Origin of the sequence: Ekhidna sp., assembly GCF_040223195.1 — a bacterium.
Lineage (GTDB): Bacteria > Bacteroidota > Bacteroidia > Cytophagales > Cyclobacteriaceae > Ekhidna.
In genome coordinates, this window is record NZ_JAVKDX010000017.1 from 251,529 (window position 1) to 276,529 (window position 25,001).

General features: G+C 43.3%; 21 protein-coding genes. 3 read left to right on the forward strand and 18 right to left on the reverse strand.

Annotation, left to right across the window (positions count from 1 at the left end; translation table 11 throughout):
- Window positions 1–43 precede the first annotated feature (43 nt).
- Together RLN88_RS11675 and RLN88_RS11680 are read right to left on the reverse strand one after the other, a co-directional pair.
- A complete protein-coding gene (locus RLN88_RS11675) occupies window positions 44–2,413 on the reverse strand; it encodes a heavy metal translocating P-type ATPase (protein ID WP_350221585.1) in 2,370 nt (789 codons plus the stop codon).
- Entirely contained in the window at window positions 2,394–2,843 is a 450-nt protein-coding gene (locus RLN88_RS11680) for a universal stress protein (RefSeq protein ID WP_350221586.1), read from the reverse strand. Before RLN88_RS11680 ends, RLN88_RS11675 begins: the two co-directional genes overlap by 20 nt.
- Window positions 2,844–2,960: 117 nt before the next feature.
- Between RLN88_RS11680 and RLN88_RS11685 the strand changes: the two genes are divergently transcribed.
- Entirely contained in the window at window positions 2,961–4,271 is a 1,311-nt protein-coding gene (locus RLN88_RS11685) for a PAS domain-containing sensor histidine kinase (protein WP_350221587.1), read from the forward strand.
- On the opposite strand, the gene RLN88_RS11690 is transcribed toward RLN88_RS11685, so the two are convergent.
- On the reverse strand, window positions 4,258–4,443 hold the full coding sequence (locus RLN88_RS11690) for a PLD nuclease N-terminal domain-containing protein (RefSeq protein WP_350221588.1): 186 nt from the start codon (window positions 4,441–4,443) through the stop codon (window positions 4,258–4,260). The genes RLN88_RS11685 and RLN88_RS11690 overlap by 14 nt on opposite strands.
- A gap of 126 nt (window positions 4,444–4,569) precedes the next feature.
- Here RLN88_RS11690 and RLN88_RS11695 point away from each other — a divergent pair, with 126 nt between their 5' ends.
- Window positions 4,570–5,616: a response regulator gene (locus RLN88_RS11695; RefSeq protein ID WP_350221589.1), complete on the forward strand. Its 1,047-nt coding sequence runs from the start codon at window positions 4,570–4,572 to the stop codon at window positions 5,614–5,616.
- A 1-nt stretch (window position 5,617) separates the two neighbouring features.
- On the opposite strand, the gene RLN88_RS11700 is transcribed toward RLN88_RS11695, so the two are convergent.
- A complete protein-coding gene (locus tag RLN88_RS11700) occupies window positions 5,618–9,055 on the reverse strand; it encodes an ATP-binding protein (RefSeq protein ID WP_350221590.1) in 3,438 nt (1,145 codons plus the stop codon).
- A gap of 227 nt (window positions 9,056–9,282) precedes the next feature.
- On the opposite strand from RLN88_RS11700, the gene RLN88_RS11705 reads away from it, so the two are divergent.
- Window positions 9,283–10,890 (forward strand): ABC-F family ATP-binding cassette domain-containing protein, encoded by a 1,608-nt coding sequence (locus RLN88_RS11705; protein ID WP_350221591.1) that lies wholly within the window; start codon window positions 9,283–9,285, stop codon window positions 10,888–10,890.
- Here the strand turns inward: RLN88_RS11705 and RLN88_RS11710 are convergent.
- From RLN88_RS11710 to RLN88_RS11775, 14 genes are all read right to left on the reverse strand, one after another.
- Window positions 10,887–11,681: a hypothetical protein gene (locus tag RLN88_RS11710; protein ID WP_350221592.1), complete on the reverse strand. Its 795-nt coding sequence runs from the start codon at window positions 11,679–11,681 to the stop codon at window positions 10,887–10,889. The two genes, RLN88_RS11705 and RLN88_RS11710, sit on opposite strands and share 4 nt — an antisense overlap.
- 13 nt (window positions 11,682–11,694) lie before the next feature.
- Complete coding sequence (locus tag RLN88_RS11715) at window positions 11,695–12,162, reverse strand: chemotaxis protein CheX (protein WP_350221593.1); 468 nt, start codon at window positions 12,160–12,162, stop codon at window positions 11,695–11,697.
- A complete protein-coding gene (locus RLN88_RS11720; protein ID WP_350221594.1) occupies window positions 12,152–12,529 on the reverse strand; it encodes a response regulator in 378 nt (125 codons plus the stop codon). The genes RLN88_RS11715 and RLN88_RS11720 overlap by 11 nt, the downstream gene beginning before the upstream one ends.
- Complete coding sequence (locus RLN88_RS11725; RefSeq protein WP_350221595.1) at window positions 12,526–15,132, reverse strand: nitrate- and nitrite sensing domain-containing protein; 2,607 nt, start codon at window positions 15,130–15,132, stop codon at window positions 12,526–12,528. The genes RLN88_RS11720 and RLN88_RS11725 overlap by 4 nt, the downstream gene beginning before the upstream one ends.
- A 21-nt stretch (window positions 15,133–15,153) precedes the next feature.
- Window positions 15,154–15,516, reverse strand: coding sequence for a response regulator (locus tag RLN88_RS11730; protein WP_350221596.1), 363 nt, complete (start codon window positions 15,514–15,516; stop codon window positions 15,154–15,156).
- A gap of 81 nt (window positions 15,517–15,597) precedes the next feature.
- Window positions 15,598–16,194 carry a hypothetical protein gene (locus tag RLN88_RS11735; RefSeq protein WP_350221597.1) on the reverse strand — a complete coding sequence of 199 codons (597 nt, stop codon included), beginning with the start codon at window positions 16,192–16,194 and terminating at the stop codon, window positions 15,598–15,600.
- 78 nt (window positions 16,195–16,272) lie between these two features.
- Entirely contained in the window at window positions 16,273–16,635 is a 363-nt protein-coding gene (locus RLN88_RS11740) for a response regulator (protein ID WP_350221598.1), read from the reverse strand.
- Between the two features lie 16 nt (window positions 16,636–16,651).
- A complete protein-coding gene (locus RLN88_RS11745; RefSeq protein ID WP_350221599.1) occupies window positions 16,652–17,461 on the reverse strand; it encodes a CheR family methyltransferase in 810 nt (269 codons plus the stop codon).
- Between the two features lie 17 nt (window positions 17,462–17,478).
- Window positions 17,479–19,212: a chemotaxis protein CheA gene (locus RLN88_RS11750; RefSeq protein ID WP_350221600.1), complete on the reverse strand. Its 1,734-nt coding sequence runs from the start codon at window positions 19,210–19,212 to the stop codon at window positions 17,479–17,481.
- A complete protein-coding gene (gene cheB, locus RLN88_RS11755; RefSeq protein WP_350221601.1) occupies window positions 19,202–20,233 on the reverse strand; it encodes a chemotaxis-specific protein-glutamate methyltransferase CheB in 1,032 nt (343 codons plus the stop codon). Before cheB ends, RLN88_RS11750 begins: the two co-directional genes overlap by 11 nt.
- Complete coding sequence (locus tag RLN88_RS11760; RefSeq protein WP_350221602.1) at window positions 20,230–21,033, reverse strand: chemotaxis protein CheW; 804 nt, start codon at window positions 21,031–21,033, stop codon at window positions 20,230–20,232. The genes cheB and RLN88_RS11760 overlap by 4 nt, the downstream gene beginning before the upstream one ends.
- A 7-nt stretch (window positions 21,034–21,040) precedes the next feature.
- A complete protein-coding gene (locus RLN88_RS11765; RefSeq protein ID WP_350221603.1) occupies window positions 21,041–21,784 on the reverse strand; it encodes a ParA family protein in 744 nt (247 codons plus the stop codon).
- Between the two features lie 39 nt (window positions 21,785–21,823).
- The gene (locus RLN88_RS11770; protein ID WP_350221604.1) at window positions 21,824–24,343 is read right to left on the reverse strand and encodes a methyl-accepting chemotaxis protein; all 2,520 of its coding nucleotides are present in this window, start codon (window positions 24,341–24,343) and stop codon (window positions 21,824–21,826) included.
- 27 nt (window positions 24,344–24,370) lie between these two features.
- Complete coding sequence (locus tag RLN88_RS11775; protein ID WP_350221605.1) at window positions 24,371–24,955, reverse strand: chemotaxis protein CheW; 585 nt, start codon at window positions 24,953–24,955, stop codon at window positions 24,371–24,373.
- Between the last annotated feature and the right edge of the window lie 46 nt (window positions 24,956–25,001).

Here is a 25,001-nt window from a genome sequence, read left to right on the forward strand (position 1 = left end):
TAGGAATGCCCTCCTCATTCATCCAAATAGAGTGAAGAGATGATTAGGAAAAATTCTTCCTCCCAATCAAACCGATCATTAGCGTGACAAATCCTACCACCGTAACTGAACTTATCGGCATGAGAATGGCCGAAATCAATGGCGTAAGATGGCCAGTTATGGCGAAGGAAAGCCCCACGATATTGTACAGAAATGACAAACCAAAAGCAATGAAGACCACCTTTATTACCTGTCTTGAAAACCGCAGGATTGAGGGCAGCTCTGTGACATTTTTCGAACTGATGATGGCGTCACATGCAGGTGAAAACTGATGGATATCTTCAGAGACAGCAATACCCACAGAAGCCTTTTTCAGAGCTCCTGCATCATTCAGTCCATCACCGATCATCAGGTAGTTTGCGTTTCCATTATCCAGGAAGTGAAGTTTATCCAGGGGCTTTTGATTGAACAATGCCCGTTCAAAATACGGTTGCAGCCTCTCCTTCTCTGATTCATTATCTCCCGAAAGTAGATATGTTTTATACCCGGACCGTACCTCTTCCAGCATCTCAAATATCCCCTGGCGGTAGTTGGCTTTTACAGTAAAAAAACCCTCTCTTTCTCCAACCTTCAAATACACTCTGGACTCGTTCACCGAACTCTCCATTTTTTTACCGAGGTACCCCGCTGACCCCACTTTCACGTTTACACCAGCCACTTCTGCGGTAAATCCCCTCCCCGTTTCTTCCCTGAATGATTTGATTGGGAGCTTTTCACAAGATGGAAGCTCAGAATGAAATAATCTGCTGAGGGGGTGCGCTGAATTTCCTAGTGACGACTTTAACACCGATAAGTTGGTTCCGTCTATTACATCCCCCTGATAGGAAATACCAGCATCAATTGTGGTAAGTGTGCCTGTTTTGTCAAACACCAATGCATCCACCTTTGCAATGGACTCAATTACTTCAGCATTTTTGAGATAAAGACCTTGCCTGCCATATCGCCTCATGGCATGGCCGTAGGCAAACGGAAGCACCAGTGCCAGAGCGCATGGGCACGCTACTATCAGAACGGCTGTCACAGAATTCCATATAATGTCAGGATTAGCAAACCACCAATAAATACCAGTACCTATGGCCAGAAAAATGATTGTGAGGGTAAAATACTGGCTGACCTTATCCACCCATGTGTGGAGATCCTCCTTATCTTTTTTGAAGGTGTCGGTATTCCAGAGGCTGGTAAGCTCGCTATTGTTTACTGTTTTGGTTAATTCTATAACCAATTCTCCTCCTTTTTGCCTCCCCCCTGCAAAGACTAGCTGACCCGCAGATTTCTGCTCAGGTTTTGCTTCACCCGTAACAAAGCTATAATCGATGTTTGCCAAGCCTTCAAGTATTTTTCCATCTGCAGGGATCAATTCGTCATTATGAATAATCACGACATCTCCCTTTTTCAATTCCTTCAGCTGACACTGAACCTCAGAACTATCAATCAGGCAGGTGATGGATACTGGGAAATAAGAGGAAAAGTCCCTTTCAAAAGACAATGCCTGGTACGTCTTGCTCTGATACCACTTACCTATCAATAGAAAGAACACCAATCCGGCAAGGGAATCTACATACCCCATCCCTGATTGCGAAATGATCTCGTAGGCACTCCTACCAAAAAGTGTGAGTATACCCAAGGCTATCGGCACATCAATATTGAGATTTCGATACCTGAGTCCTTTCCATGCTTTACTGAAATAATCACTGGCCGAGTACAGCAGCACCGGAAATGCCAACACTAAGTTGATCCAGTTGAAAACCTGCTTAAAGTCATCGGTGAGCAGGAAGTTTTTGTCCAGATACTCCGGCATACTCATGAGCATGGCATTGCCAAAACAAAAGCCAGCCACGGCTATCTTGGTGCCCAGGTTAGATTTTGAAACATGGTTCTTTGTCTTATCCAGACTCTCCAGCGAGATATCCGGCGGATAGCCAAGCTGTGACAAAAGAACTGCAATGTCTCGAAGTGATTTCTTCGAATGATCAAAGGTGATGACCACCTCTCTCTTCACAAAGTTCACTTCAGATCTTAATACTGCCGGCTCAAGCTTTGATAAATGTTCAAGTAGGTAAATACACGAGCTACAATGAATTCCTGGGAGGAAAAATTTCATCACTGAAACATCTTCACTCTTAAATCGAAGAAGCTGCTGTTTGATGTCCTCGTTATCCAGGAAGGCATACTTTCTTTCAGCCTTTACCTGAGAGATAGATTTGTTTTCCTGAGAGGTCTCAGAATAATACTGACCCAAATTGCTTTGCTCCAACAACTCATACACCGCCCTGCACCCATAACAGCAGAACGTATGGTCATCGCTCTTTATTGACTCATCGCAGGGATCTCCACAGTGATGGCATATGACTTCTTCAACTTGCAATAGCTCCATATGGTGCCGGATTGTTTGGCACTACCAAGACAGGTGTACCGCTTTTTTCAATGAGGCTTACAGTATGGCTCCCGATTTCATTGTTGAGCCCATTACTATTGACCCCTACTATTACCAAGTCAAACTTATGCTCTTTTATGAATTTCAGCATGGTATCTTCCACATTTCCCGAAAGCACCACATTATTAATACGTTCTATAGGATGATCGGACAGGCGTAGGGAAAGCTGGTTCATACGGTCTTTCATCTCCTCCAATACATGCTGACTAGCATCTTTGGCGTCTTTGGAACTGTACTTCGCCGAATTCGGGTAAATATGAAGAAATGAAATGGTAGACTCTTTGCTGAGTTTGGACAGTTCGAGCCCAACCTGGGTGGCCGTCCAGGAGGCTGGTGAGAAGTCTGTAGGGATTAGTATGCTAGAGATCACTCGCTTTTTTCTGAATTTGAATTCAAAACTAGTTTTCTGGTGCCTCCTCATAATTGACATTCGTCAAGAGGCAAATTGAATTTTGTCACATCGGCTAACAATCTTTACTTTGGTAGTATGAAGCACACAAAACTTGCCGATAAGCACATTTTTTCCAATGAAGGACTTCATGCCATTGAAACGCTATGCAGGAGTTCTAGTGAAGGAATCATCTTTTGTGATAATGAAGGCAAAATCATTTTGGTAAATCCACGTGCGGAAGAGATGTTTGGCTACACTGAAGAAGAGCTTCTGGGAGAGCGGATAGAAATCTTGGTTCCCAAAGAATCAAAAAGCTCACATACATCCTTGAGGAATAATTATATAAAGCAGGATGCCGAGCCGCGACGCATGGGTGTGGGCAGGGATTTGGAAGGCCTACGAAAAGATGGGAAAACATTTCCTCTTGAAATAAGTCTAAGCCACATAACTGGTGATGGAGAAAAGCTCATTATCGCCTTCATTACAGATATTTCCATAAGGAAGGAAAATGAACGGAAACTTGAAGAGCAACGCCAGCAGCTAAAAGAGTACACCTCTGAGCTTGAAAGGAAAGTAAAAGCAAGAACCAGCGAGCTGGAACATATGAACCTTGGGCTCCAGAGCCAGATTCAGGAACGAAAGCTTGCGGAAGAAGCCTTGAAGGAAAGCTTGCAAGATCTGAAAAAAGCAGAGCAGGAAATTCTGAAATCATTGGAAAAGGAGAAACAGCTTGGTGAGTTAAAATCCAGGTTTGTATCCATGGCTAGCCATGAATTCAGAACTCCGCTGACTACCGTGCTTTCATCGGCAAACCTGATTGCCAGATATACCGAAGGAGACCAGCAGGATGCTCGCGAGAAGCACATCGATCGGATCAAAAAAAGTGTGCAGAACCTAACCAGTATTCTTAATGATTTCCTTTCCATTGAGAAGCTGGAAAGTGGAGCTCAAAAGGTGGACCTTGTGCATGTAGAATTCTACGAACTATTGAGAGATGTGGTGGAAGAAATGAGTATCAGCCTGAAAGAAGGTCAGGAAATCGTGATCACTGGAAGTGCTACTTCCATCACTTCAGACCCTCATATTCTAAAAAATATCCTTATCAACCTGATTTCCAATGCTAGTAAATACTCCGGGGAGAAAGACAAGATTGAAATTAAGATTGAAGTGAGAGACTCTGTTCTCATTCATGTGACTGACCAGGGCATTGGTATCCCCAAAAGTGAACAAAAGGAGCTTTTCGGCAGATTTTTCCGGGCTGGCAATGCCACCAACATCCAGGGAACCGGCCTGGGACTCAATATTGTAAAGAAGTACACTGACCTGCTAAACGGACAAATTTCCTTTACCAGCACCGAAGGAAAGGGTAGCACTTTCACCTTGCAGTTGCCACTTACTTCGCATTAGCAATGGCCTTTCGTTTCAGCAGGTACACCAGCGGGCCTATAAGTGGGATGATAACGACTACCGCAAACCATACCATCTTTCTGTTTAATGAAATCCTTGACTGCAAAATGTCAATCATAGAATAGATTGCGATTGCAGCAGCAAAAATTGATATAATGATCCAGCTGTCCATGACTTTTCTTTTTAGCAAATTGACAGATTTTCTCAATTACCGCTTATGAGATTCCTTTGGTAAACAGGTGATTATCGTCAGGTGATTTTAGTAATTTGGCTCCTCTGAAAAAAAGGCATTGCAATTATGAACAAACAACAGATACTAGTCATTGAAGACCAGGAGGATGTACGTGAAAATATTGTAGAGCTTTTGGAGCTTTCCAACTATCAGGTTCGCTCCGCACCAAATGGTAAGGAAGGGGTGAAAAAGGCCCTTGATACACCGCCAGACCTGATCCTTTGCGACATCATGATGCCAGAGATGGATGGCTATGAAGTACTCTATCTACTTTCAAAAAATCCTACCACAGCCTCACTCCCGTTCATCTTCCTCACTGCTAAAGCAGAAAAGGCCGATTTTAGAAAAGGGATGAACATGGGTGCAGATGATTATATCACCAAACCTTTTGAGGAGATGGAATTGCTTGGTGCCATTGAGCGAAGACTGAAAAAGTACGGTGAACTATCTCAGGCCTCCAATATGGATGAATTTATTCAGCAGGCATCAAAGTATCAAAACCTTGAAGAACTTGAAAAGGAACGAAAGACACAAAACTTCAAGAAGAAGGATATCATTTATCGTGAAGGGGACTATGGAAATTTTGTCTACAAGATTCGGAAGGGAAAAATAAAGACCTATCGGATCAACGAGGACGGAAAGGAGTTTATCTATGACATCAAAAAGGAAGGGGACTTTCTTGGAGAGCGATCCATGATCCAGGACACCACACGTACTGAATTTGCTGAAGCGATGGAGGATTCAGAATTGATTCTGATTCCAAAGGATGATTTTCAGGAGCTCATTTTTAAAAACCGGGAGATTTCTGGAAAATTCATAAAAATGCTTTCCAACAACCTGGTCCAGCGTGAGCACGAATTGATGGAAATGGCCTACAATACAGTAAGAAAACGCACAGCCGACTCCATCATCAAATTATATGAAACATATATCGGCGATACTGAAAAAGTCACAATTGATGTAGCCAGAGCAGATCTGGCCGGGATGGTAGGAACCGCCACCGAATCTGTGATCAGGATACTCTCCGAATTCAAAAAAGACCAATGGATTGAAATTAATGGAAGTGCCATAACAGTCCTGGAGCCAAAAAAAATTAAAAGCGTGAGGTTTTGAGTCAACACACAAGATACTCCTTGGCCCGGGCCAATTCTACCTCTACCTCATCCAAAAAGGGTGGCAGGTTTTCCCAGAAATCTTCTGCTTTGTAGTCTGGCATTGAGGCGGCCAGCTCTCTTAAGTCAAGGTTGGCAAGGTTAGATTTCATTTTGTGAAGGTGGTTATAGGTTTCTTCACGATCCTGTTTCTTCATTTTTTCCCGGCTCCCCTTCAAGTCATCGTCAATAGATTTGATTGCCATCTCTGCAATCATGTGGATTTTCTCCTCATTGCCTGCAAGGACCTCTGCCAGAAATTTAAACCGTGCAATGGTCCTGTCCGTCTCATGTTGCACCTCTTCATTTTTGAGTACTTCGGTTCCGGGTTTTGCCTTCCCAAATAAACTGACCTTTTCAAATAGCTGCCGAGGATCGAATGGCTTGGAAACGATCTCATTCATGCCACTACTCTCCATTTTGGTACGAGATTCTGCCAAGGTGCTGGCAGTCAATGCGATGATAGGCACGGTTTTGAAGTATTCATCATCCATCGATCGAATGTTCATAGTGGCCTCATATCCATCCATGACTGGCATTCGCACATCCATCAAAATCACATCATACTTCTTACTCACTACTTGCTCGAGGGCTTCTTTGCCATGATTAGCAATATCCACTTCCACTCCCCACCTTGTCAGGAAGCTTTTAGCTATTTCCTGGTTTGCTGGATTATCTTCCACAAGCAAGACTTTAATATCCAGATTGGCAGTGCTTACGATATCCACTTTTCTTGAGGCAGACTTACCATGTGAAGCTTCAAGAGGAATAGAGAAGTAAAAATTGGTGCCCTTGCTCACAATTGAAGAAACTTGCAATTGCCCTCCCATCAAATCCACAAGCCTTTTTGAAATCGAAAGGCCGAGACCAGTACCACCGGCTTTCATGGAGTGCTGGTTGTTGATCTGCTTGAAGGTCTCGAAAATTACACCCAATTTATCCTCGGGAATTCCAATGCCTGTATCATTCACTGAAAAATAGACTTTCCCGTCACTTTCTGGCTTTATGGTTATTTCCACCTTTCCCTGATCGGTGAACTTTAATGCATTGCTAATCAGGTTATTAAGCACTTGGGTCAATCGTACTTCATCACATATGTAGTGACTGGAAAGGCCCTCATCGTATTGGCACACCAATGATACAGTCCCGGACTGTGGAACTGCACGCCACGTCTCGATAATGTTGTTCACCAAATCCTGCAGATTCACATCTTCTTTAACGATCTCAAGATTGCCTGACTCGATCTTCTGGAAGTCAAGGATGTCATTAATAAGTGTCAACAGGTTATTGCTGCCGAACTTGAGCATTTTCAAACGGCTATTCCCCGATAGCTCGGGATGCTCGAGTTCCAGCAGATTGGTCGTTCCTATGATTGCATTCAGTGGAGTCCGAATTTCATGACTCATGGTAGAAAGAAACTGTTCTTTGATTTTGCCTGCTTCCTCAGCTTCTTCTTTGGCTTTCCTTAGCTCCACTTCCTGACGCTTCATGTCAGTAAGGTCATTGAAGAAAATAATGATGCCTCCTACTTTGTCCTTATGAGTATACCAAGGGTGCACTTCTCCCTGGATCCATTGAAAAGATCCATCTGCACGAACAAATTTTTCAATGCCTGGCTTAATGATCTCCCCATCGAGGGCTCGCTTGTGCATTTCCTTCCAAATCTTTGGTACCTCTGGGAAGACTTTATAGTGCGATTTACCGATAATATCTTCAGGTATATTTTGGTCAATGCACCACTTCTGACTCACAGAGATATAATTCATGTGCTTATCGAGCATTGCGATGGCCACAGGCGCACTAGATACAAAGGTTTTAAGGAGGCTTTGCTCCTCAAGAAGCCGATTTTGATTTTCTTCCTGCTCCATCAATGAGCCAACCCACTTAGCAACCAGATTCATGAAATCTATTTCATAGTCTGAAAATGACTTGGTGCGAGGAACCGCACTGGTGAAATTCACTGTGCCAGCTACTTTTCCTTCCACGCGATACGCTGCTCCTATGTAAGATTGAAGATTGAATTTTTTGAAGCAGGGATGATTTTTATAATCAGAAGCCTCCATGTGGTCTATGCTCAAAACCCTTCCCTTTTCTGAAAGAGTAATATCACAATAAGTATCTCCTAACTTATATTTTTGGTTGAGGCTTAGTCCTGATGATTCCGGGTAAAAAGCTATCACGCGGTACTCATCCATCCATATTTTGCTGACAATGCCCACATCAAGGCCAAGATATTCGAGACATAGTTTCAGGCCATCTTCCAGTCGCTTTTGAATGGACAATTCTGTTTTAGAGCTGAGCTCATTCAATAGCCTGAGGCCTTGCTTGTACTTTTGCTCCTTTTCCGCATTAAACCTGAGTCCGGTAATATCCCGGGCAATGTTGTAGATATTTGTCACATTTCCAGACTTATCATAGGTATATGCCGTGCTTTGAGCGATCCATTTTCGATCGCCCATGGAAGTCACAATCGGAAATTCGTAATAACAAGATGGCTTTTGCTCCCTGATAACCTCTGCATAATACCTTATGACCTCTTCTCTATGATCCTGTCTTACATAGTCGTACCACTTCTTTTGATTCACCTCATTCAGCGTGCTCTCAAAAAGCTTCTCAAAAGCAGGATTGATATAAATGTATTTGCCATTCCCATCCATTTCATATACCACATCCCTGGTGCCTCTTGTGAGGTTTTCATACCTTTTTTGTGAATCAAAGACTTTTTCAAAATGCTTTCTATACGATTTCACCCGAATACGCACGAGCTGAATGGTGAAAGTCAACACGCATGTAGCCGCTAAAATAACTGTGATTCCAATGAACCAATATTGCCTAGAAATAGTCCTCGAGAGCTGACTATTTACATCTTCGGCAAGAGTCTGATATCTATCGGATAATTCATTAAGAAGGGGCATCACAGAACCTTCCTGCTGAAGGATAATATTTCGGAATAAGCCAACATTCCTAGCCTCCTGAATACCATAGCTCCCCTTAATAAGGGCCGAGATGGAGGGAGACATTTCTGCATAGATAGATACGATTTTTTCTAAAGCAATTCCTTTACCAGCAAGAAATTCATTGGCTTCTCTGATTTTCAAATGGTTGGCGTGAAAGGCACTCACGGCCGAATCCAGGCGCTCAACAACCTGTGGGTTGATGGCTTCACCAATATCGAGCAGTAGTACATTTTTCGAGAGGTATTGACTCAGGGTACGCTGCTTGCCGCAGGTAGCCAAAAGTTGCTCCAGTTGAGAATTTACTTCTGCAAACTTCTGCACTTGCCTATTGGCCACAAATGCAATGGCCAGAACGGAGGTCACCCCTACCAGGAAAGCAAGTATGATCCTAATCGTAAGTTTTCTAATATCCAGTTCTGAAAAGATCGCAGTATTCTTTTTCATGTCGTGAGGAGCGCTCCCACCGAATTATCAAAAGATAAATTTGAATGTAAATTAACCTTCCAAATCCTTCTAAATCAGACGTTTCGATGGATTGGATACTCCGTCCGATGTAGAAGCCTCAATCCTAGATTTTGAAATCAGGATATCCCTTAATCAAAGTGAATAATCGGACAATTCTTCCTAATGGGTCGGAAATAGTTACCTTCGCGCCTCAATTTCGTTCGAATATGATCTCAACTGAAAATATATCCCTTCAATACGGCAAAAGGGTACTTTTTGACGAAGTGAATATCAACTTCACTCCGGGCAATTGTTACGGCATTATTGGTGCAAATGGAGCCGGAAAATCTACTTTTCTTAAAATCCTATCAGGGGAGATTTCGCCCAATTCAGGGTCAGTGAAAATAGAGCCTGGCAAGCGCATGGCTGTTTTGAAGCAGAACCACCATGAATATGACGAAATTCCAGTTTTGGATACCGCAATGATGGGGTATAAAGAGCTCTGGAGCATCATGAAAGAAAAAGATGCCATTTATGCAAAGGCTGATTTCACCGAGGAAGATGGCAACAGAGCCTCAGAGCTGGAAGCAAAATTTGCTGATATGGATGGCTGGAACGCAGAATCCGATGCGGCAGCCTTGTTGAGTGGCCTGGGGATTACTGAAGACGACCACTATAAACTGGTGAAAGAACTGAACGGAACCGAAAAGGTGCGTGTACTTTTGGCTCAGGTGCTTTTTGGAAACCCTGACATCCTAATCCTGGATGAACCTACCAACGACCTGGACATCAATACGATTTCGTGGCTGGAGGACTATCTTCTGGAGTTTAACAACACTTTGATTGTGGTCTCTCACGATCGTCACTTTCTGGATACGGTGTGCACACACATTGCCGACATTGATTTTGGCCAGATAAAACTCTATACCGGTAATTATACATTCTGGTATGAATCCAGCCAACTGGCACTGAGCCAGCGATCTTCAGCAAACAAAAAAGCGGAGGAAAAGAAGAAGGAGCTTCAGGAATTCATTGCCCGCTTTAGTGCCAACGCAGCAAAATCGAAGCAGGCCACAAGTAGAAAAAAATTGCTTGAGAAAATCAACGTGGAGGAAATCCAACCTTCAAACCGAAAGTATCCTGCTATCATTTTCAAGCAAAACCGTACTGCCGGCGATCAAATACTGGAAACCAAAGGCCTCAGCAAGGAAATCAATGGTGAATATCTTTTTAAAGACCTTGATCTATTTGTGAATAAAGGGGATAAAATAGCAGTGGTGAGTGAGGATAGCCTGGCTGTAACATCCTTTTTTCAGATTCTTATGGATGAGCAAAAGGCTACCAGTGGCACTTTCAAATTCGGTCAGACCATAACGCACGCCTATCTTCCGAATGAAAACTCCTCTTTTTTCAATTCAGATGACAACCTAATTGACTGGTTAAGACAATATGCTACGGGTGGCGAAGAAGAAAAGGATGAAGTCTATATCCGTGGTTTTCTGGGTAAAATGCTCTTTTCCGGACAGGAAACGTTGAAGAAGTGCAATGTGCTTTCCGGGGGTGAGAAAGTAAGATGCATGCTTTCCCGAATGATGCTACAGGGTGCCAATTTGTTGATTCTGGATGAGCCAACGAATCACCTGGATCTTGAGTCTATTACGGCGTTGAACAACTCGCTGAAGGAATTTCCGGGTACGATTTTGTTCACCTCTCATGACCACACGTTTACTCAGACTATTGCAAACAGGATTGTTGAATTGAAGCCTGACGGATATGTGGATACCCTGAGTACGTATGACGAGTATCTGGAGAAAAAGAAGTTGATGGTGGTCTAAGCCTTGAAACCGATGACCATGATGTCATCATTCTGGCGGTTGGCACCTGTCCAGGTGGCGAGGTATTGCTCAGTCAAATGTTTCTGCTCCTGGATGGAAGCCTCCCTTTTTTCAAAAAGGTAATCCCCAACCTGCGCCATCGATAGTTTCTTGAAGTCCGGGCCTCCAACAAGGTTGAAAATACCAGAGCTGCACAGGTAAAAGTTTGACTCAGTAGTCATACTGAGTGAATTTGAGCTGAAGCTGTGGTGTTTCTCGGAGGTCTCTCCTACCTGTTGCTTCTCTCCCTCTATGATCTTCACTCCATCCTTATTCACCTGCATGAGATCCATGTTCGCCCCGGCAAACTCCATCTCTTTTGTCTTTGTATTTAGTTTGACGATTCCAACGTTGGCGTTAGTATTCAATAGAATGTTATTCTTGTCTTTGAAGCGGGCCTGGACCTCCCTGTGAAGAAACTGTAAAATGGATCCGGGAAAATCAATGGAATAGCCGTCAACCATTTTTTTCAGGGCATTCATGTAGATGCGAATCATCATACTGGCCAGGTGGCCTTCGCCTACGCAAGTAAAGAGTGCCAAGTACACATCGTCTCCATTGCTATGCAGCCAAAAACCATCACCACCAACCCTCCCCTTGGGCTTGTTGATGACAAAAGCTTCTGAAAAGTGCTCCATCAGTCTGTTCTCCTGAGGCAGCACGGAAAAGTAATTTCTCCGGGTACTATCCTCAATCTGATCAAAGTTGATGATCCAGTTTGATTCGTTTATGTTCTTTTGAGCTTCGCCCATAGCTAGTTTTCTCTCAGTCTAATCCTAACACCACAAATGCTTCATGATTATTCCATTTGATAGGAATCACATACATAGAAACGTTTTCCGGGATGTGAAGTTCATCCGGCATTCCCTCGAAAACAGTAGGCACGGAAATCATAAAATTGGCGCCCAGATTGGCACGCACATTTCCTGCTACTACATTCGATATTTCCCCAGCCATATCCAGAATATCCTCATCCGAAGGATCTTCAATTCCAATGAAAAGGTTGATCAGATCTGCAAACATTTCTTTATTGGCTGAAATGTACACAAATCCCTTCCTGCTGCCGGATATCCCGATCATCCCAGTAAAATCCTTTAGAACCAGACCATCAGATTCCTTCAGGTATGGAACCTTCATGTCAGAATCAATCTCTGTGAGATGTTTGAAGTAATTACTCACCGAATTGATGAACAGATTACAGGTTGCTTCAAATTCTTCTTTCCTACTCTCCATCCTCTCGTTTCAATAGTTTATCAAATGCACGGGAAAGGTCATCCGAATTCACAGGTTTATACATAAATCCACGTGCTCCTCTGTCCAGGGCAATTAGGCCGGTCAGTTTATCTGCCAGAGCTGTGATAATCATCACCTTGGTCTCCGGGTTTATCCTCATAATTTCTTCCAGGCAAGCGATCCCATCCATTTCTGGCATGGTGATATCCAATGTCACTACATCTGGTTTTTTATCCATCACCATCTGCACGGCTTCTACCCCATTTGCTGCCTGACCTATGATCTCAAGATCATAATTTTCAAGGTTTTTTTCAATGGTCCGTCGCATCACGGATGAATCGTCTACTATTAGTAATCGCTTTTTCATCCCTCTGCCTCCTTCTCAACATTCAAGACTGGCAGCTTAATAATCATTTCAAATGCCTCTCCAGGCTTTGAAGTGATGGTATAAGCTCCTTTATTCTTATCAATAATGGATTTTACCAGATTCATTCCCTGGCCTCTGCCGGCATTGGTATTTGCTTTGTCGGCTGTAGAGAACCCTTCTTTAAAAATGAGCTCGACAATCTCAAAATCCTCCATCTTATTGATCTGGGTCTCCGTCACAATTCCCTTGTCAATGGCCCTTCGCTTAATACGTTCAATGTCCAACCCTCTGCCGTCATCTTTGTACCGGATAAAAAGCTCATTGTCACTTTTGGATAGCTCTATGATGATCTCTCCCATGATCGCTTTCCCGTTATTCATCCTTACGCTTGGCGCTTCTATTCCATGAACGATAGAATTTCGCACAAGCTGAATCATCATGTCCTTGAAAGGATTGATGTAGGCTTCAGGCAGAATTACATTCTCAATATTCTCAAATGTCAGATTGACTGATTTCCCTTCTTCCTTAGCTATCAGCTCAGCTCCCCTTTCCAGTGAGTCGATCACCATTATATTAGAAACCGAGTCGCCTTCCGCAGGGAATTTCTTATAGATATTAATGATCTTGTAAAGCATGTCTGCGATCTCGCCTATCATCCGATCTGCCTCGTCCACTTCATAAAGAATGGCCAGGAAGTCTTTGCCTCTTACATCCTTGGATTGTAATTCTGTGATTGCATCTTCAATTTCATGGAACTTGTTGGCCATTAGCTCCATACCAATTACCACAGCGTTTCCTTTCAGATTATGGATGATGTCAAAAGTGAAGCTTAAGAGTTCAGAGTACTCGTCCTGATCGTTCTTCTCATATTTTTCGGAGATGCTCTTGAGCATCTTGCGCGAGTTGTGAAGGAATCCTCTGAGAATCGAAGGATCAATTTTTAGGATGCTCAGCACTCGCTCTGTTTCCTGCTGTTTTTTCTTCTCTGCTTCGCTCAAGTGCTGCTGCAGTAAGATTGATTCTGTCTCATCCGAAACAGATACCATGATATTCTGAATTCGTTCCTTGCGATAGATTCTTGTAAATTCTACCCGGATGTACTTAGTGGCTACTATGCCATTCTGCTCCGTGTGAATCTTCACTTGATCAATCGGGTTGAGTTGATTCACCACTTCCTCATCCATATCTTCATTGAAGAGGTGACGCATGAACATCTCGAGTGCCTCCAGCTCCCTTGGCAGAATGAGCGGGCGCATGAAATTGGCAAAGTTTTCCCCGGCAATCCTGTCATTGTTGAAGATTTCTTTCATTGCCTTGGAGTGGAACTTCGAAATCTTGAAATCCTTGTCCAGTAGGAATATGCCTTGCTGAATATTCTCGAACACTACCAGCGATACCCCGTAGATGTTTTTGTACAGGAATTTGGCCCTGTCGCGCTGCTTTCTCAATTCAAATTGCGACTTCTTGATCTCCACCACCATTCGATTAAACGTATTGGCATACTGTCCCAATTCGTCCTTGGTCGGGATGACCACCTTCTTGGACATGTCGCCGGCCGAGATGCGCCTCGTATAGGCTTCAAGAATGCTCACGTTTTTCAATAGGTTGGTGACCAGGGTAGTCATCAGCCAAAATGCGATGATACCAATGGTGACATCAAGAATCAGAAAAGTCCAGAAGTTTCTAACCGATCTTTGAGCTATCACCTCAGTCCTTGACTGGATGTTGTCGGACATGTAATCCTCTACTCTTTTTAGTAGGTTGATCTTTGTTGTGCTCGCTTCATACCAGTTATCCGGATTTTCAGCCAGGGTATCATTGGCAAAGAGTACTTGCCTCATTCGCTCCACCTCATTTACCTCTTCTCCTCTCACAATCTGCTCGTAATAAGCATTGGATTCCTCATTTGCGATGATTCTGAATGCATCCAGGTAAGAATTTTGCCTGGCTACTAGTGTGGTAAATCGATTGTAAAGGTCAAAATCGATGTGGCTATGAGAAAAGGCCTGTGTACCTATCGCTCTCTCAATACTTGCATATTCCTTTGATTTAAGAAAGTAAATGATCGCATGAATTTGCTGTGCAATCTCTTTGTCCCTCGTTTCATCAATGAGCTTGATGACGGTATTCAACGCTACATTGTTGATCTCGGAGAAACGATCTATTGATTGTTCCGATGAAATTCTGTGTTGGTCAATACTCTTCCGAAGGGTAGCCAGTTTATCAAAAAAAGTATTCAATTGATCAAGGTCGGCACGGTGTATCGCCTTCAGATCATTCAGCTCGCTGCTTGTAATCTCATTGTAATACTTCTGAAGGGTACTATCCGTGCTGTTTCGCTGCTTATTCAGCTTCACACCGAAGCTTTCACCTTCATTGGCTAGAAAACCAGATGAGATACTTCGCTCCTTTTGAATCTCATGAACTACGTGATTGATTTCTATCCCGACAGTAATGGCTTTATTCAAACGAACACTATCAGAATAATCAAGGTAGTGGTATCGAACTTGCAAATAATCAAACGCCAGGATGATGACAATAAGCGGGATAATTATTACCGCAAATTTCTGGCGTATGGGTAAGTTGGTTAATCTTTTAATCATGAAAGCTGCACACTAAAGGTGTTACGCAAGTACTTTTTCGACAACCTTTAGCAGGTCCTCTTCAGTAAATGGTTTGACAATGTATTCTGAAGCGCCTAGGGAGAGTCCTTTGTTTACTACCGTCTGTTGGCCCACCGCACTCACCATGATCACTTTGGATGGCACTCCCTCATCTTTCAGGACCTTAAGTATTTCAAAACCCATCATATCAGGAAGAATGTTATCCAATGTAATCAGATCAGGTTGTAATTGAACGGCAAGGTCAATTGCGCTCTCACCATTTTGGGCTTCTCCAACCACTTCAAATCCTGCTCCTTCCATTGCGGATTTTATCAATGACCGCATGTAAATGGAGTCATCTACAATCAAAACTGTTTTGCTCATTTTCTTTTTATTACTGTTTTATCACTTTGTTTTACGATTAACACTGCTAACAGCTAGTGCGATTAGGGTGATAATGAGTAACTAAACCAGGTTCTTAATCTTGTCCACAAATTTATTGTGAAACACCCATATAAAATCAGGGCAAATATCTAGCTCTTTTCCATGAAAAACCGCCTTAAAATGAATAATTGATTCGAATTCGCTGGATTCTCTAACGATAAAATCATTCAGGTCAGTTGCTTTCAAAACTTTGAGGGACGGAACATTTCCATAGATTTCCACATCAAGGAAGTTGGAAAACTCGGTAATAACGGCAGCTGAAACCATATTATCAATCTCGGTGAGAAATCCAAGCTTCATGATGGTGCTCTCTTTGGAATCATCCTTCACAATACTCTCAGGCAGACATGCTTCATACATCTTGGCAACTTCCTTTTGAGAAAAGATCAAGTGGCTTGTTCCCTTGAGTTCTCCCATTAGTTCGGTTTTGATGAGATGTACATCTTCATCCGGTCCACCGAAACGGGTTGTATCAAGTTCGGCATTTACATAGTCAATTTGCTCAATACTTATTGGGCTCTGAAGGATTTGCTCCATAGATGATTTTGCCATGGACAATCCGTCAAAAATTAGCTTTGTTGCTACTTTGAGCTCGTTATCATTTAAATCAGCTAACATATTCTTTTACGTCTGGTTGTATCTTAATTTGTAAAATAGCCCTTTATTCTTAATCAATTTAATGTTTTAGGCGAACAATTAGGATTCTTCATCGAGTTCCCTCAAAATCCCGATTAATTCGGATTCATCATATGGCTTCACGAGGTAATACTTCGCCCCGTTGTTCATAGCATCCACTATTGCCGACTGCTGACCTACTGCACTTATCATAATCACAGACGTTTTAAAATCACTGGTATTCAATGCCTTCAGGATATCGAGACCTGTCATATCCGGTAGAATGTTATCGAGTGTGATTACATCGGGCTTGAGTTCCAGTGCGAGATCGATGGCCATTTCGCCATTTTTTGCCTCCCCAATTACATCATAGCCCTGATCTGTCAAAAGAGACCTGAGGCTGGATCGGATGTAAGTGGAGTCATCTACAATAAGTACTCGCATAATCTATTGTTTAATGTTAGTGAGCGATTTTCCTATAAATCCTTGTTTTCACATCGTAAATGCTGAATTTATTTTTACCATAATCCGGCATAATATCATAGTATCCTATGATCAAAAACCCATCGTCTTTTAAGCAGCTATGCAGCAGATCCAACACACGATTTTTGAGCGTCTCATCAAAATAGATCATTACATTCCTGCAAAAGATGATATCAAATTTCTCCCCCATTGGCTCCATCACCAAGTTGTGCTTCTTGAAGCTAACATTGGTCTGGTACTTTGACTTGATCGTGGCATGCTTGTCATGATAGTCAAAATAGTCTGCCATATCTCTATTGGGCAAAAACTTAAGAAAGGGAACCAGATATTGCTTGAGTGTGACCAAAGAATAGTCTCCCTTTCGGGCTTTCCCCAGCGCGGTACTACTTAAGTCTGTCGCTATTAACTTACTATTATTCAATAAGTTGAGAGTTTCCAGTACAATATTCATCGTATAGACTTCCTCTCCAGTGGAGCAGCCAGCATGCCATATTTTTAATGGTCTTCCTGAAAGATCGGGGATAATCGTATCCCTCAACTTGATCCACACATCAGGATTCCGAAATAGTTCCGTCAGGTTGACAAGCAGGTCGTCTATAGCACCCAGGAAAAACTCATTGTCCCTCAAAATCAAAGACCAAAGTTCTATGATCGATTCCATCTTGTGTTTCATCATCAACCGCACAATGCCGCGCTTTAGAGATGATCGCTCATAGTTGGTAAAATCAAGACCATACCGATTGTTGATCGCCTGCATCAAAGCAGTCAATTCCTCATCGCTGATCATATCGGTACTAATGGTAGCTATGACTGTACGGTTTTAGTTGCTGATTGAAAAAGCACATCCATAATGGATGCTACGTCTAACACAGGACATACATTTCCTGAACCCAGAATGGTCGATCCACTTATTAACTTACTATTGTCCAATGGCTTAGGTAGCTTTTTCTCAATAATTTCTTTTTGCCGTTGCAGCTTGTCTACCACCAGGCCCAAAAGCCGCCCAGAGTGGGACGTGATGATCACATTGAGCTGATGGTCTTTATCTACTTTTTTGAGGTACTGTTGGCCTATAGTGGATTGGTCAATGTCGTTAATGTTCCTGGTTTTGAGCAAGCCATCTAAAAAAACCAAAGGAATGGATTGACCCTGATAATCTACCATCAGGCTGTCTGCCAGAAGATGGATATCTCCTTTCTTCAAATAAGCCACAGAGTCAATGTAGGTCAATGGAATGGCGTAATCCTGATCTCGTACTTCAAATAGCAGCGCTCCCTTGAGTGCGAGCGATGATGGTAGGACCAAATGAATGGAAGTGCCCTTTCCAAGCTCAGTATCTACCAGAACCTGTCCGCCTATGGATTCTACGGCCTTCTTTACCACATCCATCCCCACACCCCGTCCGGAAATCTCTGTTACTTTATCGGCACTGGAAAATCCGGGCTCAAAGATGTATCGGATAATTTCCTTTTCCCCGAGCTTATCTGCAACCTCCGCAGATACCATGTTCTGCTTCACGATTTTCTCTTTGATTTTGACGGTATTAATACCCTTACCATCATCAGATATTGTGATGACAACACTATCCTTTTCCAAAATAGCTTCCAGGGTCACGCTGGCAGTCAAGGGTTTGCCCGAATCCTTTCGCTCTTCTTTCGTTTCGATCCCATGCCCAACGGCGTTTCTCACCAGGTGAACCATGGAGTCGCTGATAATTTTAAGGATGTTTCGGTCTATTTCAACCTCAGTGCCTTTCAAAACAAGCTCCACGGACTTATTTTCAGTGGAAGCAGCATCCCGAAGGATGCGATGAAATTTATTGAACAAGAATCCCATCTGCACCATCCTTACGTTCATGATGCCGTAGTGAAGATTGGAAGATATGCGTTTGATCCGTTCAAATTCCAGTGTGCTCTTTCCCTCTGATCCAAAAAGCGCAATCAACCGGTCTCGCTCTATTACCAACTCTCCAACCATATTAAGCAGGTCGTCCATCTTCTTGACGGGAATCTGCACCACATCTGCAAACTTGATTCCTGTATCTTCTGTGTCACTATCTGCTTCATTGGTCTCCTCCTGGGATTCTTCTTCGGGGCTATCTGGAGCATCCGATGGCCCATCTCCTGATTGATCACTTTCACCACTATCCTCCTCCCTGGCATTTTTGAGGTAAACCGCCAGCTTGGTTTTAATGCCCAGATAGCTCACTCGCTCACCTGAAGTAACGGCATTTATGAGTCCGCCAAGTTTGTCATTGGCACGGAATAAGCTGTCTACAAGTTCCTTATCCAGGGAAATCTCTCCATTCTTGATAGCCCCGAATACATCTTCCACGGTATGGGCCAGGTCGGCAATTTTATCATAGCCCATGCCCATGGCGTTTCCTTTCAGGGTGTGGACAATCCGGAAGATGTTGGCAATGGCTTTCTTGCTGGAATGATCTTTTTCCAGCTCCACGAAAAGCCGGTTAAGCTCCTCAAAGTTTTCAAGAGCTTCGGTCAGAAATAATTGTCGATATTCTTCTTCTTTAGAGCTCATTTACCAGATAGTTTCCAATCTCTTTGATATCTAAAACCTCGTCCACAACCCCGGCCTCTACAGCGGCTTTTGGCATGCCGTAAATAATGCTTGTTTCCTTATCCTGGGCTATCGTTCGCCCACCGGCCTTATGAATGGCAGTCATTCCTTCCACCCCATCTTTGCCCATACCTGTAAGTAAAACCCCAACTGCCGTCTTTCCATATACCTGCGCCACACTTAACATCATTGCATTGATGGAGGGATTGTTGTACTCTTTGAATTTCTTATCTGTAAAGTCTACCAGGATCTTTCCATCATTGTCCCTTAGGATAAGATTGGAATGGCCTGGGCAAAACATAATTGTGCCGGGAGTAGGCTCCACATCCTTCGTGGCTGCAAAGGCATCCAGTTCCGTGAGCGTGTTAATCCTTTGCACAAAAGGGGGAATAAACACCTGCGGCATGTGCTGGCAGACAATTATCGGGATGTTGAAATCGGCTGGAAGCACAGACAGAACCCGCTCAATGGCAGTAGGCCCACCCGTGGATGCACCTATGGCTATGATGGAATAATCACTTTTCTTTCTTGAGGAAACTACACGTTTTGATGGGGAAATCGGGTCAGCAATTTTTCGTGGTTTCGCCCGGGCAACACTTTTTACCTTTTGAATCAGCTCGGCTCCAATCTCCCGCATTTTGGACTTGTTGCGATTGGGCTTGTTCATGTAATCCACCGCGCCGCTCTTTAGTGCTTCGAAGACTGGTTGCAGATCTGTGTTTCCCACGGAACTAAGGATGAGTATTGGCGTGGGGCGATCCTTCATGATGGCACGCACTGCGTAGAGCCCATCATAATCTCCCATATTGAGATCCAGGATGACGACATCCGGATGCAATTCCAATACTTTTTCGACGGCCTCCAGGCCGTCGTTGGCAGTACCTACTACCTCAACGCCAGTATCTTCTGACACCAAGTCTGAAATGAGCAATCGCATGAATGCCGAATCATCAACCACCAATATTTTCAGCTTCTTGCTCATTTTGTTTTGGCCAGCTTATCGGGTACCACAATTGCTTTATCGTTTTTGAGTAGCTCGATCACATCCAGGTAGTAAATCAATTTTTCTTCATGCTGAATTAATCCCCTGATATAGGACACATCCAATGAGGCATCCTCAATCATGTGGAATGCGCTGGAAATATTGTCTCCATTTACTTTGAATGTAGTGGGTAGTAGTCCTAATGTAAGACCAGCCTTGATTCCATCGTGGTTTACAATCATTAAATACCTGGCGAATGTCTCGGTTGTCACTTTGAACTTGGTGGCAAGATCAAAAACCACATAGGTTTTTCCTCTCACATTCGCTATTCCCAAAACATGTGCGGGCGTATTTGGGGTTTTGGAAATGGATGGAACAGCAACCACTTCCTTAACACAGTCGATATCTACCGCATAAGATTCACCCCCAACTTCAAATACTACAAATTGCACCATCTTGCCATGGAGCTGAGCTACTTCCTGCTCGTACCTTCTACGAAGCTCATTTTTACGCTCTTTGAGCTCTTGTGCAATAAATATTGGTAGTCCCTGATCAGGCCCTTGAGGCGAACCAGCCTTCTGCTTCTTTGCTGCTTTCGGTTTACTTTCCTTCTTCTTGGTGGTGGTTTTTTTTGCTGGTTTGGTTGCTGTAGGTTTTTTTATTAATTGCTTCTTCTTGGTTGAAGGAGTCTGTTTCTTTTTTTTCGAAGTTTTGGATTTGCTCTTTGAGGCCACCTCTTTAGGTGCTTCCTTTTTATCTTCGATCAGCTTCTTTTTCTTTAGATTGTTTCCCAGCGCCATCCTTCAGTCAGTTTAACTTCACAATTTCCTCGGCAAACGCCATGTAGTCTTTGGCACTATTTGAAGAGGGGGAATATTCAATGACACTTTGACCAAATGATGGAGCCTCTGACGCCTTTACGTTATTGCGGATCATGGAATTGAAAATCTTCACGTCATAATTCTCATTGATGTAATCCCTCACCTCTTCGCTCAATTTCCTGCGCTTGTCTACCATCACTGGCAGGATGCCCATTACCTCCAGTTTTTTGTCATAACTGGAATTGATCTTTTGGATTGTATTGATAATTTGATCCAATCCCTGCAGGCTTAACACTTCCATCAGCATGGGGATAATCACCTGATCCGATGCATAAAGCGAATTGACAGCCAATATCGAAAGAGATGGCGGACAATCGATCAGTATGTAATCATAGCTTTTTGAAAGTGTTCCAATCTTGGAGCTGAGTGTCTCATGACGATCGTCCAGATCGATCAGTGAAAGCTCAATATCTACCAGCCGCATGTCAGACGGGGCGATTTGCATCCCTTCACGCTCCTGAATGATATCCCGAATGGTAGCATTTCCCTCAAATACATCCGAAATGGTCTGACCTGGATCCAATCCAAGGCTATAGCCAAGATTACCTTGGGAATCCATATCAATCACCAGGACACGTTTGCCTAGCTTGGCAAGCGCACTGCCCAGGTTCATAGAGGTAGTGGTTTTGCCTGTACCTCCTTTTTGATTTACGATTGATATTATTGGCATAGTCTGTTGCTGAATTTGACGTAGTGTCTGCAGCCGAACTTATCTATTGGACAATTTGAACATGCCTACTTTCTCCTTCAGGTTTCTGGCTATCTCAGTTACTTCTTCAGATCGCTGCGTATAGCTTTCCATACCTGCGGAGAGCTCAGTGGCAGAGCTTGCCACCTGCTCAGTTCCGGCGGCTGTTTCCTCGGCAATCACCACGATCCCCTCGGTTATACTCACCACATTTTTAATATTGTCCATCTGCTCCTTGGTCGCTTCCAATATCTGCTTGGATATCTCCAGGTTTTGATTGGAAGAAGACGCAATTTCCCGGAAGGCATCAGACGCATCATTGGAGGCACTCTCTCCCCCAAGGATACTTTCATTCATCACCTCTATTACCTTAGCTGCTGCGGCAGTGTCGTTCTGTACGTCTTTGATCAGCTTCTCGATTTCACGTGCCGAACTTCGTGAATCTTCTGCAAGCTTTCTGATTTCCTCAGCAACTACTGCAAACCCACGGCCCGCATCTCCGGCCTGTGCCGCCTCAATAGCAGCATTCAGCGCCAGCAGGTTTGTTTGCTGTGCGATATCCGTGATGATACCAAGCACCCGTGTGATTTCCTTGGAGCGCTCTGTGAGCACCTGTATAGATTGGTCTGTCTCTTTAGCGAAGGCTTTGATGTCCTTCATACTAAAACCTACCTTATTGACCATTTTCAGGCCGTTTTCCGAACTCTCAGAAACCTTGTGAGCAGCTGCATTGATCTCCTCTGCCTGATTGCTCATGCTGGATGCCGCTCGCTGAATATTTTCCACCAAGTTCGAAGATTCGTCTACTTTGCTCACCTGGGTCTGTGCTCCGCTACTCATTTCAGCAATTGCCGAAGCAATTTCGCCCGTGTTGGTGTTCATTTCTTCACTGGCAGAAAGCATCTCCATGGAAGAATCGCCAATGATGTTCGCATTCTTCACAATGCCATCCAGCAGCTCATCAAGGTTGTCCAACGCCTTATTCAGGTTATTGGCAAGGTTGAGAATATCTCCTTTGGCTTCTTCGGTATATCTAACAGTCAGATCCCCTTCAGCCATTTTGTTGGCTATTTCATTCAGTACCACAAATGGCCTTGAAACTGAACTCAACAGGTTGTTAATCGATTCGCCCAGTTCTTTCCATGCTCCCGTTTTTCCTTCGGGCCTAATTCTGGAGTTTAGGTCCCCTTCTCCTTCTGCATGCTGCACTACTTCATTGGTCTCATCAATGACAGAAAGTAGGTTATTCCTCATCATAATCAATGAAGCGCCCAGCACATCATTTTCTCCTGATACTTCAAATTCAGCATTCAGATTACCTTCCCCAATCTCACGCGAGAATTTGGCCTTTTTCCTTAGCTCCTCCAGAAGGACATTAACAGATTGCGATATCTCACCCAGTTCATCATTGGAAACTTTCTTGATCTCCATAGAGCTATCCAAAACTCCTTTGGCTAGATTTTTTAGTTGGGTATTAGACTTATCCAGAGAATCTGTGATGCTATTGGCCAGCTTCCAAATGGTATAGGTGAGCAAAACAAGACCCAAAAAGCCCATAATGATCGTCCATCTGAATGTGGAATTGAATGCTGCTGTAATTTCGGTGACCGGAACCACAAACACAGCCCACCAGGAATCTCCTGATCTTCCAATAGGGATGCTCGCAAATGAGACATAGACTTCCTCATTGAGGGTTTCGTCAAATGCACGGTAGGAAAAAGGCTTTCCTGCCTTTAAACTCTCCTTTACATTCATTGGGCTTTGCCTGATGAAACTAAGGGTGTCAATTGGTTTATTGAACAGGCTGGCATTTTTATGGGCTGTGATAACTCCCCCGGCTGATACCAACATTGCAAATGCGCTCTCGTAGAAATCAACTTCTGAGATGCCCTGAAAATCATCTACGGACATATCTGTGCCTATTACTCCGGCAAATTTTCCATCCACTTCCATGCGTACAGTCGGCGAAATACCCAGCAGCGAATCCCTGGTACTGGATGAATAATCATAGTCCAGATACCAATAGGGCTCACTCAGGAGTTCCTCCAAATCATCTTCTACCTTAAACCTTTCATAGATGGAGCTTGCCTTCCTTCCATCCAATTCAGCCAACTCCATGGATGATTTTACTTCGTTTCCATCCATGTACGAATTGAAGCGCTCCCTACCGTAGCTTTTGTCCCAATTCTTGTCAATAAACTCCAACTGCCAGCTCATCCAGGTGGCATCATATTTTGGGTAGAGTAATAGCACTTTGTCCAGAAAGGTCTTTCTTAGTTCATCTCTCTGAGCTTTTGGGAGATAAGTATATTCCTCTACTGCTTCGGCCATTATTCGGGCAACAGCCAGATCTTCGTCGATGATTGCCTTGATCTCACTGGCCTTTTGCCTGGCGTATGAATCTGCAAGCTTTTCAGCCTCAGAGATGGCATTTTTCCTGAGGTTGAAACTGATGTAGCCAATAGATACAACATAGATTATCACTGTCAACCCTAAGATCAACAGCATCATTTTTCTTCGTATTGTAAAGTTCTTAAACATCTGAACTATGGTTAATTTCTGAGATAATCAACTGGTTTGGGTGAATTTTTCACTGGAAATCATTCCTAATATATCAAATAGGATGATCATCCGCTTGTCTTTTTTTATAATCCCTTTGAGGTACTTCTGCCCCAATACTGATTTTAATCTAGAGGCAGTTAGCTTTTCAATCATCTTCCCTGAAACCATGAGAGTATCAGGTACATCAGGGATTGCTATGCTCATTTGAAAAATATCATGCTCCAAAACAAGCATGAAACGGTAGTTTGTCTCTGAATCATCCTCACCCTGAAAGAAAGTTTTGAGATCCAGCACACCGAATATATTTCCTCTCACATTGGCCATACCCAGGATGTATTCGGGCATTTGGGGCACTTCAGCAATCGGAGGGAATGGTACAACTTCTTTGACAAGATTAATGGGAATGGCATACTCCTCTCCTCCTGAGCTGAATACACAGAACTGATGGAAAGCTTCCGATTTCTCATTTTCTGATTCTAGAACCTGGGTCTCAGAAGCCACTTTTTCATTTCCCTGTTTTTCAGCTAAAACCGGATTTGCTTCTACCCTTTCGGAGGTGGATTTTTTATTAAGGTTATTACCGAGCGCCATTACTTAGGAGATGATGTGTAAATATGGATGATATCAGGAAAAAAAT

Coding starts and splice junctions, on each gene's coding strand:
- RLN88_RS11710 (WP_350221592.1), bottom strand. CDS start 11,681: ATGGGCGAAGCTCAAAAGAACATAAACGAATCAAACTGGATCATCAAC.
- RLN88_RS11740 (WP_350221598.1), bottom strand. CDS start 16,635: ATGCGAGTACTTATTGTAGATGACTCCACTTACATCCGATCCAGCCTC.
- RLN88_RS11700 (WP_350221590.1), bottom strand. CDS start 9,055: ATGAAAAAGAATACTGCGATCTTTTCAGAACTGGATATTAGAAAACTT.
- RLN88_RS11720 (WP_350221594.1), bottom strand. CDS start 12,529: ATGAAAAAGCGATTACTAATAGTAGACGATTCATCCGTGATGCGACGG.
- RLN88_RS11775 (WP_350221605.1), bottom strand. CDS start 24,955: ATGGCGCTCGGTAATAACCTTAATAAAAAATCCACCTCCGAAAGGGTA.
- RLN88_RS11745 (WP_350221599.1), bottom strand. CDS start 17,461: ATGATCAGCGATGAGGAATTGACTGCTTTGATGCAGGCGATCAACAAT.
- RLN88_RS11770 (WP_350221604.1), bottom strand. CDS start 24,343: ATGTTTAAGAACTTTACAATACGAAGAAAAATGATGCTGTTGATCTTA.
- RLN88_RS11695 (WP_350221589.1), top strand. CDS start 4,570: ATGAACAAACAACAGATACTAGTCATTGAAGACCAGGAGGATGTACGT.
- RLN88_RS11685 (WP_350221587.1), top strand. CDS start 2,961: ATGAAGCACACAAAACTTGCCGATAAGCACATTTTTTCCAATGAAGGA.
- RLN88_RS11715 (WP_350221593.1), bottom strand. CDS start 12,162: ATGGAGAGTAGGAAAGAAGAATTTGAAGCAACCTGTAATCTGTTCATC.
- RLN88_RS11690 (WP_350221588.1), bottom strand. CDS start 4,443: ATGGACAGCTGGATCATTATATCAATTTTTGCTGCTGCAATCGCAATC.
- cheB (WP_350221601.1), bottom strand. CDS start 20,233: ATGAGCAAGAAGCTGAAAATATTGGTGGTTGATGATTCGGCATTCATG.
- RLN88_RS11760 (WP_350221602.1), bottom strand. CDS start 21,033: ATGGCGCTGGGAAACAATCTAAAGAAAAAGAAGCTGATCGAAGATAAA.
- RLN88_RS11730 (WP_350221596.1), bottom strand. CDS start 15,516: ATGAGCAAAACAGTTTTGATTGTAGATGACTCCATTTACATGCGGTCA.
- RLN88_RS11765 (WP_350221603.1), bottom strand. CDS start 21,784: ATGCCAATAATATCAATCGTAAATCAAAAAGGAGGTACAGGCAAAACC.
- RLN88_RS11750 (WP_350221600.1), bottom strand. CDS start 19,212: ATGAGCTCTAAAGAAGAAGAATATCGACAATTATTTCTGACCGAAGCT.
- RLN88_RS11675 (WP_350221585.1), bottom strand. CDS start 2,413: ATGGAGCTATTGCAAGTTGAAGAAGTCATATGCCATCACTGTGGAGAT.
- RLN88_RS11705 (WP_350221591.1), top strand. CDS start 9,283: ATGATCTCAACTGAAAATATATCCCTTCAATACGGCAAAAGGGTACTT.
- RLN88_RS11735 (WP_350221597.1), bottom strand. CDS start 16,194: ATGTTAGCTGATTTAAATGATAACGAGCTCAAAGTAGCAACAAAGCTA.
- RLN88_RS11725 (WP_350221595.1), bottom strand. CDS start 15,132: ATGATTAAAAGATTAACCAACTTACCCATACGCCAGAAATTTGCGGTA.